This window comes from Pseudoalteromonas sp. NFXS39 (assembly GCF_040148775.1).
GTDB classification, from domain to species: Bacteria; Pseudomonadota; Gammaproteobacteria; order Enterobacterales; family Alteromonadaceae; genus Pseudoalteromonas; species Pseudoalteromonas apostichopi.
Map to the genome: position 1 here is coordinate 1 of NZ_JAGDEC010000012.1, position 15,002 is coordinate 15,002.

Here is a 15,002-nt window from a genome sequence, read left to right on the forward strand (position 1 = left end):
CATGCCGAACTCAGTAGTGAAACGAAACAGCGCCGATGATAGTGTGGCATTTGCCATGTGAAAGTAGGACATTGCCAGGCTCCAAATTAAAGAAAGCCCGATTCGAAAGAGTCGGGCTTTTTTGCGTTTGGAGCTGTCAGCTTTCAGCCGTCAGACGTCAGCTGAAACACAGAGACATCAGACGTCAGATAATAAATGTCAGCTGAGCGGTGGGGGTGTTTAGTGAAGAGTCTCCCTCAGCAACAAAACCTTGTAGGAGGCACTTCAGTGCTGAATTAAGCCCATAATAAAACATGCATGGCTACGATTAGACTTAAAGCTTTATTCTTGCAACTCCCAATTCGCTCATCTGCCGTTCATTAAATTAACTTTGCTTTGTTTATGGCTTTGATTTAGGATCAAATCAGTTTAAAAGCAAGAACTAATGGCCTGTGTCTAGATTACTTATTTGTTTATTATTATTTTTTTCGAGTGCTTCAAGCTTTGCAGTTGAAGTGACTAATTTATATCAAGATACCCTCAAAGTTGCGGACAAATCACGTGATGCTCGTTTGGCAGCAAGTCGTGAAGCGCTGCTAAATGTATTGGTGAAAGTGAGTGGTGATACAAGCGCTGATCAAAACTCTGTAGCTAAACAGCGTATCCGCGACATTTCAGATTATATGCTCAAATTTGAATATGACGAAAAAGCAGATGGTAGTTTAAATCTGGTTGTTAAGTTTGAAGCTAACAAAATTAATGCATTGCTTAAAGATCTAGGCTTGCCATTGTGGGGCACGCGTCGTCCATTAGTGGCTATTTGGTTAGCGATTGAAGATAATTGGCGTCGTGAACTAGTTACACAAGAGTCGTATCCGCAGCTTGAGCAACTTATTTATGACAAAGCGGATCGTCGTGGTTTACCTGTAGTTGTACCATTACTAGATTTGCAAGACCGCGCTATCGTTGGCATTCCTGAAGTATGGGGTAACTTTTCTGAGCCCGTCGAGCAAGCTTCCAGCCGTTACAGCGCAGAGCGCAGTATTACCGCAAGAATGTATCAACAGGCTGATTCAGAAACGTGGATCCTTGATTGGCGTTTTACTAATGCAGAATTATTTGATACTAATCGTTTGATGGGTGATAAGCAGCAAATTGTTGCTGATATGATTGACAGTTTAGCGGGCGGTTTAGCACAAGAGTATGCAATCGATCCTACAATGATTGGCCAAATAGCTACAGCTACCTTTTATCTTAAAGGCATTAATAACTTCGTAGATATTGAATTAGCTAAACGCCGCTTAGAAAGCTTAAGTGTTGTTACACGAGCAGTGATATCTGTACGTACTCCAGATGCAGTGCAATTTACAGTAAATCATACTGGCAGCATGAATGATTTCAGAAAAGCGTTAGAGCTTGATACTGCCTTTAAAGCCCATCAGGATCCTCGTGACTTTTATCAGGTAGTCAACAAAGACGAACTTGAATATCAATGGAAGGGGCTTTAATCACAGTGCAAGAACCAATGCAAATGGCATTGCCAGTTACTTTGCCTGATGATGAAACATTTACCTCTTATTTTGGTGGTGAAAATTCTCTTGAAGTTAGTCACCTTAAAGATGCGTTTACAAAGCTTAGTAATAAATTTCAATATACCTACTTATGTGGATTAGGTGATTCTGGCAAGTCACACCTTTTGTATGCTACCTGTATTCACGCACAAGAGCGTGGCTTATCAACTATGCTGCTTTCGATGCGTGAAGTGATTGATTATGGTCCTGTTGTACTTGAAGGCCTCGAAAATCTTGATGTGCTATGTATTGATGATGTGCACCTGGTGGCCGGAAATGATGTATGGGAAAAGGGATTATTTAACTTTTTCAATCGGTTCAATGAGCCTGGTAAATACCTTGTTGTAACAGCTGATTTATTACCCGATATGTTGCATATTAATTTACCTGATTTAGTATCTCGTTTGAAATGGGGCACGACATTGCAAATTCGCTCAATGAGTGATGATGACAAAGCCGAAGCCTTAGTTCGACGTGCTCACATGCGTGGTCTTGAACTTACCGAAGAATGTGCACGCTTTTTATTAACGCGATTAAGCCGTGATATGCGCGCATTATTAGATGTTTTAGATAAACTTGACCATGCCTCAATGGCTGCACAAAGAAAATTAACAATTCCTTTTATAAAATCAACGTTAAAGCTTTAGTAGGGCTAGAATCTAGTCCTTGCTTTCAGTTATCATTAGCTATTACAAAAATCCTTCTGTGAAAGACCAGGTACTCAATGAACTTAGAAAATATTTTAGCGCAAGCACTAGAGGCTGTTGCCAGTGCGAATGAAATCGCGCAATTAGAAGATATCAGGGTTAATTACCTTGGTAAAAAAGGTGAAATCACCAACTTACTTAAAACGCTTGGCAAGATTGCCCCTGAAGAGCGTAAAGAAGCGGGTCAAGTGATTAACCAAGCAAAACAAGAAGTACAAACAGCGATAAACGAAAAGCGTGAGTTACTAGCAAGTAAGGCTCTTGAAGAGAAGCTAGCGGCAGAAACGATCGACGTAACTTTACCGGGTCGTGTTATGCCTACAGGTGGCTTACACCCAGTAACTCGTACAATTGAACGTATAGAAAGCTTTTTTGGTGAGTTAGGTTTTGCGGTTAAATCAGGTCCTGAAGTTGAAGATGATTTTCATAACTTCGATGCGCTAAATATTCCTGAGCACCATCCAGCGCGTGCTGATCATGATACTTTCTATTTCAACCCAAAACTTGTGTTACGTACGCAGACAAGTGGTGTACAAATTCGTACCATGGAAACTGAACAGCCACCACTGCGTATCATCTCTCCAGGCCGTGTTTACCGTAATGATTATGACCAAACACACACGCCAATGTTCCATCAAGTCGAAGGCTTAATGGTTGACACAGATGTAAGCTTCACTGAGTTAAAAGGTATTCTGCACGACTTCTTACGCAACTTTTTTGAAGAAGACATGGAAATTCGTTTCCGTCCTTCTTACTTCCCATTTACTGAGCCATCAGCTGAAGTTGATGTTATGGGTAAAAACGGCAAGTGGTTAGAGGTATTAGGCTGTGGCATGGTTCACCCTAACGTTCTTAAATCAGTGGGTATTGATCCAGAAAAATACACTGGCTTCGCATTCGGTATGGGTGTTGAGCGTTTAACCATGTTGCGCTACGGCGTAAACGACCTACGTGCATTTTTCGAAAACGATTTAAAATTCCTAAACCAGTTCCGTTAAGAGTGAAGATATAAAATGAAATTTAGTGAAAAGTGGTTAAGAGAGTGGGTTAACCCAGCAATCGACACGCAGGCTCTTTCGGAACAGTTATCAATGGCTGGTCTTGAAGTTGATGGTGTTGAGCCAACGGCTGCGGAGTTTACAGGCGTTGTTGTAGGTGAAGTTGTTGAATGTGGTCAACACCCTGATGCTGATAAGTTACGTGTGACGAAAGTAAACGTAGGTGGTGATGAGCTACTTGATATCGTTTGTGGCGCACCTAATTGTCGTCAAGGTTTAAAAGTAGCGGTTGCTACTGTAGGCGCTGTATTGCCAGGCGATTTTAAAATCAAAAAAGCCAAACTTCGTGGTCAACCTTCACATGGTATGCTTTGCGCATTCGTTGAGTTAGGTATCAGCGAAGAAGGCGATGGCATCATGGAATTACCAAGTGATGCACCAATCGGCACTGATTTACGTGAATACTTGAGCCTAGACGACAACATTATTGATGTTGACTTAACACCAAACCGTGGTGATTGTTTAGGTATCAAAGGTCTGGCGCGTGAAGTGGGCGTACTTAACAGTGTTGATGTAAATACACTTGAAATCACACCAGTTGCTGCAACGATTGACGACAAAGTATCGATTGAGCTTGTAAATGATGAAGCGTGTCCTCGTTATTTAGGTCGTGTAATCAAAGGTATCAACCTTGATGCAGAAACACCACTTTGGATGGTAGAAAAACTTCGTCGCAGTGGCATTCGCTCAATTGACCCGGTAGTTGATGTTACAAACTACGTGTTACTAGAGCTTGGTCACCCAATGCATGCATTTGATTTAAATGCGATTGAAGGTGGCATTAAAGTACGTAGCGCAAACGCGGGTGAAGAGTTAGTTTTGCTAGATGGCAACACTGCAAAACTTAACGAGTCTACACTTGTGATTGCTGATCACAACAAAGCACTTGCCATTGCAGGTATTTTTGGTGGTGAAAAGTCAGGTGTGACTGAAGCAACATCAGACATCTTATTAGAAAGCGCATTCTTTAACCCTGTCGCTATTGCAGGTCAAGCACGTAGTTACGGCTTACACACTGATGCATCACATCGCTACGAGCGTGGTGTTGATTTTGCACTACAAAAAGATGCTATGGAACGTGCGACTGCATTACTACTTGAGATTGTCGGCGGTGAAGCTGGCCCTGTAGTTGAAGCCGTAGCCACTGATAAATTACCAAAAGTGACAGAAGTGCGTTTACGCCGTGAGCGTTTAGACCGTGTAATTGGCCACCACATTGATGATGCAAAAGTGACTGACATCCTAACGCGTTTAGGTTTAGATGTGAAAATTGTTGATGGTGTATGGAGCGCTGACGTACCGAGTTATCGCTTTGATATTCGTATTGAAGAAGATTTAATTGAAGAAGTTGCGCGTGTTTACGGCTATAACAGCATTCCTAACGTTGCACCAACTGCTAAATTAAAAATGACTAACCATGACGAGTCTCATGTTGCGGTAACTAAATTCCGCAATACACTTGTAACACGTGGTTACCAAGAAGCAATTACTTACAGCTTCGTTGATCCAAAAGCACAAGCAATTTTACATCCGCAAAGTGATGCGCTTGTATTACCACACCCAATTTCGGTTGAAATGTCAGCAATGCGTGTGAGCTTAATGCCGGGTCTATTAGCGTCACTAGTTTACAACCAAAACCGTCAGCAACCACGCGTACGTTTATTTGAGCATGGCCTTAAATTCTTACGTGAGGAAAATGCTGAAAACGGTGTAAACCAAGTTGCTGTCATTGGTGGTGTAATCTCTGGTCTTGCACACGGTGAACATTGGGTTCAAGAAAAGCGTAGCGTTGATTTCTATGACTTAAAAGGTGATGTTGAAGCACTTTTAGCAATTAGTAACGATTCATCACGTTTTGAGATAAAAGCAGAGCAGTCTGATGGCTTACACCCAGGCCAATCAGCCGTTATTTATGTTGATGGTAAAAAAGTAGGTTTTTTTGGTGCAGTGCACCCACAAGTGCAAAAGTCACTAGATATCAATAACACAGCATTTGTGTTTGAAATCGAAATGTCTGCACTAGAAAAAAGAAAATTACCAGAAGCAGTGGCAGTGTCGAAATTCCCGTCAAACCGCCGTGATATCGCGATTTTAGTGGAAGATCACGTAAAATCTGGCGATATTTTAAATGTCATAGAAAAAGTTGGCGGAAATCAATTGGTTGACCTAAACTTATTCGATGTGTATAAGGGCAAAGGTATTGAGCCAAATTATAAGAGTTTGGCGATTGCTCTAACACTGCAAGCGGTTGATAGAACGCTCGAAGAGAAAGATATCAATCAAGTAGTTGATAATGTGGTGGCCGCACTGGCCGAACAATTTAACGCATCGTTGAGGGACTAGATATGGCGCTTACTAAAGCCGACATAGCTGAACACCTATTTGAAAAACTCGGGATCAATAAAAAAGATGCCAAAGATTTAGTTGAAGCGTTTTTTGAAGAAATCCGCTCAGCGCTAGAAAAAGGCGAGCAGGTTAAGCTCTCTGGATTTGGTAACTTTGATCTTCGAGATAAAAAAGAACGTCCAGGCCGCAATCCGAAAACAGGTGAAGATATTCCTATTTCGGCGCGCCGAGTTGTGACTTTTAGACCAGGTCAGAAGCTAAAAACTCGTGTAGAAGTTGGCACAAGCAAAGCAAAATAAGAAAAGGCAGCGTTAGCTGCCTTTTTTATTTGTTTAAGTATTTACTTGCGAGCTATCAAAAGCTAAAAACCGCGTGGTGATACGAAGTTTCCTCCTTGGATACTGTCGTAGGTTTTTTGTGCTAAATCATCTAAGCTGTCTAAGCTTTTACCTGCGGCAGCGAGTTGATGCTCAATAGGTAAAATATCGACATCTTCATACCCTGATAATTGTGCTACACGTGCAAAGGTGTAGGCATGCTTATACTTTTCATGTTTGTAGAATAAGCTCACGAGAGTAGGGTAGATCTCAGGGTTGGGTGTTGCACCTGCTTTATTTAGCTCTAGCGTTTTGTAAAGCAAATCAATGGTTTTTTCATCATCAAACTTCACGTAGTAGCTCGCTAAGAAAAACTGCATTTCGGCATCTTCAGTGACGCGTTTATCTTGTTTTTCTTCAAGGGCGAGTAACTTAGTTAATGCAGATTGGTCATTATTACGTGACCAATGGTAATACAACAAACCTGGGTGGTCAGTATTTTTGGTATCTTGAAAAATTCGCGTCATTTCTTTAATGCTCGTTAAATGGCCTTCAACGCGAGACGTGGTTTTTTCTTTTAGTTTTATATGCTCAATCTTGGCGGCAAGAGACACACATTGATCGTATTTCTCAAAATCCTTTAATAATTGGTATTTGTTCTCGTCTGTTGGTGACTTATATTCAACGTAACGTTGAATGATAACTTCGGCACGTTGCTCTTTACAGTGACTGTCTTTATTCAAATCACTACAGAAGCCAGGTGTTTCGTCGCACACTTTTGCCAGTGTAAGTGGATCTTCACAGCCTGCTAATGCCAATAAACCAAGCAACACACTTGCTCTTAATAACATTCCTTAACCTCAACTTAATTTGTACTACTTTATTCTAGCGCAATGATTTGTTCTGTAACAGTGGAGAATCGTTTGAGTTTAAATTAGAATACCCCTGCCTGAGATGTGTTGCTCTCAAATCACAGCACATTTTTTAAGGCTATCCGTTCAAAATTGTTTAATTAGGTAAAAAAAATGACCTCATCTCACGAGTTAGAATACACAAGCAGCTGGCAAGAACGTCAAGATTACGCAGAAAGTATGCAACCTATCATTGGTAGACTTTACCGTAATCGTGGTATCGAAATCGCTGTATATGGCCGTCCTCTCGTTAATGCCAGTACAATCGATATCATCAAAGCGCATAAAACAGTTGCTCAGTTTGAAGGTACAAAACTACGTCTACGTGAAAGCTTCCCTTTCTTAGAAGCAATTAGCAAAATGGACTTAAACTCTGCACGTATCGATATTGGTAAACTAGCGTATGGTTATTTGTTTAACGATGCTGCTAAAGGTCGTTCAGTTGAAGAGTACTTAACTGACGAACTCGCAGAAATCGCAAACTCTGAGCGCAAAGAGCCACGTGATGTTGTGTTATACGGTTTTGGGCGTATCGGTCGTTTATTAGCACGTCTATTAATCGAAAAATCTGGCCCTTACGCAGACCTGCGTTTACGTGCAATCGTTGTACGTGGTGGTAAAGACGGCGACCTAGAGAAGCGTGCAAGCTTACTTCGTCGTGACTCTATCCATGGCCCATTTAATGGCTCTATTACAATTGATAAAGAACGCAACGCAATTAAAGCTAACGGAAGCTACATTCAAGTTATCTACGCTAACTCACCAAGCGAAGTTGATTACACTGCTTACGGTATCGAAAATGCACTAGTTGTTGACAACACGGGTATCTGGAAAGACGAAGCAGGCCTTGGTCAGCACTTAGAAGCAAAAGGCGCGGCAAAAGTATTATTAACTGCACCAGCTAAAGGTAACATCAAAAACATCGTATACGGTGTAAACAACCAAGATATCAAACCTGAAGATAAAATTGTATGTGCGGCTAGCTGTACGACCAATGCTATTACGCCAACGTTAAAAGCGCTTAACGATAAGTTTGGTATCAAAAACGGTCACGTTGAAACTGTTCACTCATACACCAATGACCAAAACTTAATTGATAACTACCACAAAGCTGAACGTCGTGGCCGTGCTGCTGCACTTAACATGGTTATCACTTCAACAGGTGCTGCTAAAGCAGTTTCTAAAGCTTTACCAGAGCTTGAAGGTAAACTAACGGGTAACGCTATCCGTGTTCCTACACCAAACGTATCAATGGCTATCTTGAACTTAAACCTTGAAAAAGGTACAAACGTTGAAGAACTAAATGCTTTCTTACGTGAAACTGCACTTTACTCAGATCTTCGTGACCAAATCGATTACACAGCGTCTACTGAAATCGTATCTACTGACTTAGTGGGTAGTCGTTACGCAGGTGTTGTTGATTCACAAGCGACAATCGTAGATGACAACCGTGTTGTGCTTTACGTTTGGTACGATAATGAGTTTGGTTATAGCTGTCAGGTAGTACGCTGTATGCGTGATATGGCTGAAGTAACTTTCCCAAGTTTACCTCGCTAATACCTAAACTATACAGATTCAAGAAGCCAGCATTATGCTGGCTTTTTTAGTCGTGAAAGTTTTTGCAAATTTTCTGCATGTGATAGGCTGTTTAGGGTCTACACCATATTACTAACAAAACGTTCTAACTACAGAGCGTTGGCTTAATTCTTAACTAATAAGCGAGTAGCTAAGAATTATATTTAACCAATAGGTTTATAAAATGAAAATCACCAGCAATTTTGATAGTGGTAATATCAAGGTTATTGAAGCCGTTGATCCACTGAACATTCAATTAGAAATTAATAAAGACAATCAGTCTGATTTTTTCCAGTGGTTTCACTTTCGTCTTGAAACAACTGCGTTTCAAAACCATAAATTACATATTAATAATCTAGAAAATTCAGCCTATCCTGATGGCTGGGAGGGTTATCACACGGTTGCATCATACGACCGTCAAACGTGGTTCCGTGTTCCGTCTGAGTACGCAAACGGCACACTATCATTTGAAGTTGAGCCTGAGTGTAGCAGTATGTATTTTGCTTACTTTGCACCTTACAGCTATGACCGTCACTTAGATTTACTTGCATGGGCACAAAGCCAGCATGCGTGTGAATTAGAAACATTAGGTGAAACACTTGATGGTCGTGACATGAGTGTATTACGTGTGGGTATTCCTAGCAGTGAGAAGAAGAAAATCTGGATCACGGCGCGCCAACACCCAGGCGAAACAATGGCAGAGTGGTATGTTGAAGGATTACTTCATAAATTACTTGATGATGAAGACCCACATGCAGCTGCGTTACTATCTAAAGCAGTATTCTACATCGTGCCAAATATGAACCCAGATGGCAGTGTGCGTGGTCACCTACGTACTAACGCTAAAGGTGTCAATTTGAACCGTGAATGGCAAACACCGAGCATGGAAAATAGCCCTGAAGTTTTCTTAGTGCTTAACAAAATGCGTGAAACGGGCCTTGATATGCACTTAGATATTCATGGTGACGAAGCAATTCCTTATAACTTTGTTGCGGGTAGTGAAGGTATCCCAGGCTACGATGATCGCTTAAAAGAGTTAGAAGATAGCTTTAAAGCTGCGCTTTTAACTGTGACGCCTGAGTTCCAAGACGAACATGGTTATCCAAAAGATGAGCCGGGCCAGGCTAACTTAACTGTCGGTTCTTCTGCTGTCGCGCATGAATTTAATGCATTAGCTTACACGGTAGAGATGCCATTTAAAGATAACGATGATTTACCAGATCCAGATTACGGCTGGTCAGATCGTCGCTCGTATCAATTTGGTCAAGATACGTTAGCGGCTATCGTTAACGTGGTTGATAAATTAAGATAACGAACCTTACGGGCATCAGCAAAACTGATGCCCGTAATTGTATCTGTAGACTGAAAAATGACGGTGTAGAGCAAGATGCATCGAATGTTAACTAGGTGGGTACATTTGTCATATTGAAAATTAACTGTTAACAAACTTGGTTGGTTTAAGTTAATATTCAATATGTTCAACTGAGAAGTACCAAAATCTCATTTTTTTATTTCTCACAGTCATAGTGTCGCGCATTCTCACAAGCTCACGCTGAGTATCGTAACTAACAATAAAAAATATAATCATAGAGGATATCCATGGAAGCTTTAGTAAGCGCCGTTAATGACATAATTTGGAGTAGTGCACTCATTTATTTATGTCTAGGTGCAGGTCTGTTTTATTCCGTTTTAACCCGATTCGCACAAGTTAGACATTTCAAAGAAATGTGTAAATTATTGCTAAGCTCAAATAATTCAGATACGGGTATTTCTTCATTTCAAGCGCTAGCTGTATCGTTATCTGGCCGTGTAGGTGTAGGTAATATTGCTGGGGTTGCTGCAGCAATTGGCTTTGGTGGTCCAGGTGCGATTTTCTGGATGTGGATTGTTGCGTTTTTAGGCGCAAGTACTGCGTATGCAGAGTCAACACTTGGTCAGATTTATAAATCAGAAGAAGACGGCCAATATCGTGGTGGTCCTGCATATTACTTCGACCGTTGCTTACAACAAAAGTGGCTAGCCGTATTATTCGCGGTATCAGCGATTATCGCCTGTGGTGTATTCCTTCCAGGCGTTCAAGCTAATGCGGTAGGTAATGCATTCACTCAAGTTTTCGGTGAAGGTACACTGGTTAGCACCAGTTTTGGTGAAGTAGGTAGCTTCAAGTTAGTAGCCCTTGCAATCATCTTAATTGTGCTGGCATTTATTATCTTTGGCGGTATTAAACGTATCGCAAACTTCACCCAAATTGTAGTGCCGTTTATGGCGTTAGGTTACATCGTTTTAGCTTTAATAGTGGTGTTCTTAAACCTTGATAAAGTACCGGGTATTTTCTCAATGATTTTATCTGATGCCTTCACAGCTCAAGCTGGTTTTGGCGCAGCAATTGGTTGGGGTGTTAAACGTGGTATTTACTCAAATGAGGCAGGTCAAGGTACCGGCCCACATGCAGCATCAGCTGCTGAAGTAGATCACCCAGCACAACAAGGCTTAGTACAAGCATTCTCTGTTTATGTTGATACTATCTTTGTATGTACAGCAACAGCGCTAATGATTCTAATCACTAAACAATACAACATTGTTGGTGAGTTACCTGCAGGTCAATTCATTGTTCAAAACGTTGATGCTGCAACTGAAGTAGGCTCTGCTGCTTTCACGCAAATGGCATTATTTAGTGTATTCGGTGGCTTTGGCGAAGCATTTGTTGGTATTGCTTTATTCTTCTTCGCATTTACCACAATTCTTGCTTATTACTATATTGCTGAAACCAATGTTGCTTATTTAAACCGTTATTTCAAAGGCAATATTCCGTTAGTTATCGTAAAGCTAGTTATTATGTTTATGGTGGCTTATGGGATGGTGAATAGCTCAGGCTATATCTGGAATATTGGTGATATAGGTGTTGGTTTAATGGCGTGGATCAATATTGTTGGTATCTTGGCTATTTTCTTTGTCGCTAAACCTGCTCTTAGTTGTTTACGTGATTATGAAGACCAAAAGAAAGCCGGTGGTGAAATCACTTTTGACCCAGTTAAATTAGGCATTAAAAATGCTACTTTCTGGGAAAAGCGTCTAGCTGAAAAGGCGAAACAGAAACAATAAATCAGGATTTTGAGTTTTTGTGATGGATTTAATTGTGCAGGTTTTCGAATCTTCACAAATGAATGAAATTCAAATAAGACATCGACTCATAAAACAAGTACAATAAAGGGCGCCTTAAGGCGCCTTTTTTATGCGTAGTATGGAGAAAGATATGGCGATTATTAGTTGCCCGCAGTGTGCAAAACCAATATCTGACAAACATAAACAATGCCCGCATTGTGAATGCCAAGTCACCGATCTAAGCAATGAGCAATTGCAGCAAATGCAAAAAGAAACGCGTATTCGCAGACAACAAAAGTTTATGAATCAGTCTTTCCTCGCACTGATTTTATTTTTAGGGGGCTTTTTCTGTTATTACTTTATGCACCCCGAAGCAAAGTCTCTTGAGTGGTATGCTTATACATCGGCAATGGCAGTCGGTTTTGTATGGTATCTCGTAAGTCGCATCTATTTAGTTGTTTTAAAAAAGAAAAAGTAACATGAATATTGATCATATCGTTAAAAATATCACCCCAGAAGTATTTGAACGTCTTCAGTATGGTGCCTCAACCGGTAAGTGGCCTGATGGCACGCCTTTGTCTGAAGAGCAAAAACAACAAACCGTTCAACTCGTGATGCTTTATCAAGCTAAAGTTTCGCAAAGCAATGAGCAGTTTACCATTGGCGCAAATGGTGAAATGGTGCAAAAGAGCAAAGCTCAATTGCAAAAAGAATTCGCATCAGAAAATGAAATAGCTAGGTTTAGTGAAAATGATCTTTAAACACCTGTTTACTCCAAAATGGAAGCACCCTAAAAATCAAGTTCGTTTAGCTGCGGTTGAACGTCTTGATACAGAGCGTGACCTTAGTATTTTAAATAGCATTGCTCTTGAAGACAGTTCTGCTGAGATCCGTAAAAAAGCCCTGAACAAAGTCAATGATATTGTTCTATGGTGGCAAGCATACAAACAAGATCAAGCACTTAAAGACGTTGCAGAGCAACATATAAACCAAGCGGTGTTAAACACTGATAGCAAACTAGATGCAAACATCAAAAATGAGTTTATTGAGCGTTATGCACCAGTAAAAACGCTTGAAAAACTGGCGTTTGCAGAAAAAGAAATTCAAGTTCGGGTTAAATTATTAAAACGCTTAGCAAATCCAAGTTTAATTGATAAAGCCTTTAAAGAAGGCCGCGAAGAACTGCAATTGCAACTTGTTGAGCTTGTCATTAGTCACCAACTTGCTAAATCATTACTTAAACATGCAAAAGGTGAAGCGTATTCACAGCTAGCCGCTTACCTTGAAAATGAACGCCTAGCAACCGAAATGCCTGCAAAAGTTGAAGCAGATACACGTGTAGTATTAGCAAAGCTGAATGCACTTCGTGATAAAAATGATTTTCAGTTGGTATCAATGCAACAAGCTGAGTTATTACAGCAGTGGCAAGCTATTGAATTAAAATGGTTAAGCGATGAGCAAGTAAGCACGCTTGATAAAAAGTATTCAGCGATTACGCAAAAGCTTGAGTCTCATATTGCACAACTAAGCAAAGAGCATGAAGCGGCGCAGCAAGCTTTAGCTGAGCAACAGCGTCAGGTCTTAGCATTAGCAAGCCTTGAAGCAATTGGTGAAGAAATTGAAAATGCATTGCAACTGGGTTTAGAAACGCCAGAACAAATTCAGCAAGACTGGCTTGAAGCTAAAGTTGCACAAGCAAAAGATGCGTTAACAGAGGCGAATCTACCTAATAACCAAAATGTTCGTGATGTAAAACAGCACTTAACAAATTTATTCAACCAAGTTGAAGAGTTACCGCAATTAGTTACTGCTATCGCTGAGTTTAAAGATGCATTTGATAAATTAAACACGGTTGCGACAACAGAAGAAGAAAGCGAGTTTGACGGCCTGAAACAGCAGTTTGAACAACAGCAAAAACTTGCACGTAAAAAGCTGGCAAGTATCCCTAATCGCTTACAAGGTCGCTTTAAAGCAAATTTAGCTGAAGCAGTAAATAGCTGGCAGCAAGCGATGGCACCGCTTACTAATAAGTTTGAGAAGAACCAACAAACAGCAAAGCGTAAAGCACGTGATGTAAAACGCTTAATTGACCAAGGGCGCTTTAATGTTGCATTTGGTGTGTTTAAAGGTTTTGAAGAGTTATACGCTACGCTAACAGAGTATTACAAGCAGCCATTAAATAGCCTAAAAGCTGATTTGGAAGCGCAATTAGCAGAAGCAAAAGATTGGCAAAAATATGCTTCAGCACCAAAGCGTGAAGCATTACTTGCTGAAGTAAACGAATTAGCCGCAACAGAATGTACAGACCCTAAACAACGCGCTGAGCAAGTTAAACAGCTGCGTCGTCGTTGGAATGAATTAGGCCGTTTAGACACTGATACAGAGAAACAACAAGGTGAGTTATTCGATCAGCAAATAGAGTTGCTGTTTGCACCATGTCGTGAGTATTTTGCTGAGCAAGAGCAACAGCGAGAACAAGCTAAGGCACAGCGTCTTGATACAATCAAGCAAATGCAAGAGCTAACAGATCTTGATACGTCTTCTGACGAGTTCGATTGGAAGCAGTTTGAGAGTAAGTTCAATCGTACCGCTAAAGCTTGGCGCTCAGCAGGAAATGTTGATCCTAAAACGTATCGTGAACTACAAGCGCAATTCAAAGCTGCGCAATCACTAGTGCAAGCACAGCTAGCTGCCTTCCATAAAGCAAATGCTGAGCAAAAAGCAGCGCTGGTAGAGCAGGCAACACAGTTATCTCAAAGCGATGATTTAGCGTCTGCGTGCCAAGAACTCAAGGTATTGCAACAAACTTGGCAAACTATTGGCTTTGCAGGAATGAAAGCAGAAAATACCTTATGGCAGCAATTTAGACGTGTTAATGACGACACCTTTGCAAAGCGCAGCGCCGAGTTTGAACAGCAAAAGCAAGTACAGCAGCAAAATGATGAAGTTGCAGCAGCGCAGTTGAGTGAGCTTGAGTCAGCACTTGAAACAGTGGTGCATCTTGCACAGCTTAAAGATTTGACAGTGAAGCTGGCTGAACTTGAGTACTCAAAAGCATTATCAGCACGAGTGAGTCAGTTAGAGACAGCGATTAGTGCAAAAACAGCGCACATTAGCAAGCAAGCAGAGCAGTCTAAGTTAACGGCTTTATTTGCTGCTCTTGAGAGCGGCAGCGAACTTCCTTCGCAATTCCAAGCTGCATTAACGACAAACTTAAATGCTGCGCAGCTCTTAACTCGTATCGAAATTTTGGCAGGCGTTGAGTCAGCTGATAGTCAGTTACGTATGACAGAGCAAGTTGCGATGTTAGATGATAAACACCGTGGTGAACATGCAGATGTTTATTATTACTTAAAGCAATTACTTGCAGTCAGTAAGGGTTCAGTTTCAGCTGACACACTAGCAAGGCTTAAAACAATATTTGCAATTTAACGAG

At 40.9% G+C, this 15,002-nt stretch carries 12 protein-coding genes; 11 read left to right on the forward strand and 1 reads right to left on the reverse strand.

Annotation, left to right across the window (positions count from 1 at the left end; genetic code table 11):
• Positions 1–431 precede the first annotated feature (431 nt).
• The 5 genes from J3455_RS18090 (at position 432) to ihfA (ending at position 5,960) form a co-directional block, all read left to right on the forward strand.
• The gene (locus J3455_RS18090; RefSeq protein WP_349562132.1) at positions 432–1,487 is read left to right on the forward strand and encodes a DUF2066 domain-containing protein; all 1,056 of its coding nucleotides are present in this window, start codon (positions 432–434) and stop codon (positions 1,485–1,487) included.
• Positions 1,487–2,197 (forward strand): DnaA regulatory inactivator Hda, encoded by a 711-nt coding sequence (gene hda / locus J3455_RS18095; RefSeq protein ID WP_178927468.1) that lies wholly within the window; start codon positions 1,487–1,489, stop codon positions 2,195–2,197. Before J3455_RS18090 ends, hda begins: the two co-directional genes overlap by 1 nt.
• A 77-nt stretch (positions 2,198–2,274) precedes the next feature.
• Positions 2,275–3,255 carry a phenylalanine--tRNA ligase subunit alpha gene (gene pheS, locus J3455_RS18100; RefSeq protein ID WP_062568835.1) on the forward strand — a complete coding sequence of 327 codons (981 nt, stop codon included), beginning with the start codon at positions 2,275–2,277 and terminating at the stop codon, positions 3,253–3,255.
• 15 nt (positions 3,256–3,270) lie between these two features.
• A complete protein-coding gene (pheT, locus tag J3455_RS18105) occupies positions 3,271–5,658 on the forward strand; it encodes a phenylalanine--tRNA ligase subunit beta (RefSeq protein ID WP_349562133.1) in 2,388 nt (795 codons plus the stop codon).
• Positions 5,659–5,660: 2 nt separating this feature from the next.
• Positions 5,661–5,960, forward strand: coding sequence for an integration host factor subunit alpha (gene ihfA, locus J3455_RS18110; RefSeq protein ID WP_002960690.1), 300 nt, complete (start codon positions 5,661–5,663; stop codon positions 5,958–5,960).
• Positions 5,961–6,022: 62 nt separating this feature from the next.
• Here the strand turns inward: ihfA and J3455_RS18115 are convergent, their stop codons facing one another.
• Positions 6,023–6,829, reverse strand: a complete 807-nt coding sequence (locus tag J3455_RS18115) for a DUF2989 domain-containing protein (protein ID WP_130051796.1) — start codon at positions 6,827–6,829, stop codon at positions 6,023–6,025.
• A gap of 174 nt (positions 6,830–7,003) precedes the next feature.
• Here J3455_RS18115 and J3455_RS18120 point away from each other — a divergent pair, with 174 nt between their 5' ends.
• The 6 genes from J3455_RS18120 to J3455_RS18145 all read left to right on the forward strand — a co-directional run bounded on the left by J3455_RS18120 (position 7,004) and on the right by J3455_RS18145 (position 14,998).
• On the forward strand, positions 7,004–8,446 hold the full coding sequence (locus J3455_RS18120; protein WP_239977884.1) for a glyceraldehyde-3-phosphate dehydrogenase: 1,443 nt from the start codon (positions 7,004–7,006) through the stop codon (positions 8,444–8,446).
• Between the two features lie 202 nt (positions 8,447–8,648).
• Entirely contained in the window at positions 8,649–9,776 is a 1,128-nt protein-coding gene (locus J3455_RS18125) for a M14 family metallopeptidase (protein WP_130051794.1), read from the forward strand.
• Positions 9,777–10,063: 287 nt separating this feature from the next.
• Positions 10,064–11,566, forward strand: coding sequence for an alanine/glycine:cation symporter family protein (locus J3455_RS18130; RefSeq protein WP_130051793.1), 1,503 nt, complete (start codon positions 10,064–10,066; stop codon positions 11,564–11,566).
• 151 nt (positions 11,567–11,717) lie between these two features.
• Positions 11,718–12,044 carry a hypothetical protein gene (locus J3455_RS18135; RefSeq protein WP_130052303.1) on the forward strand — a complete coding sequence of 109 codons (327 nt, stop codon included), beginning with the start codon at positions 11,718–11,720 and terminating at the stop codon, positions 12,042–12,044.
• Position 12,045: 1 nt separating this feature from the next.
• Positions 12,046–12,327 carry a YeaC family protein gene (locus J3455_RS18140; RefSeq protein ID WP_054561213.1) on the forward strand — a complete coding sequence of 94 codons (282 nt, stop codon included), beginning with the start codon at positions 12,046–12,048 and terminating at the stop codon, positions 12,325–12,327.
• The gene (locus J3455_RS18145) at positions 12,317–14,998 is read left to right on the forward strand and encodes a DUF349 domain-containing protein (RefSeq protein WP_349562134.1); all 2,682 of its coding nucleotides are present in this window, start codon (positions 12,317–12,319) and stop codon (positions 14,996–14,998) included. Before J3455_RS18140 ends, J3455_RS18145 begins: the two co-directional genes overlap by 11 nt.
• The last annotated feature ends 4 nt before the right edge of the window (positions 14,999–15,002 follow it).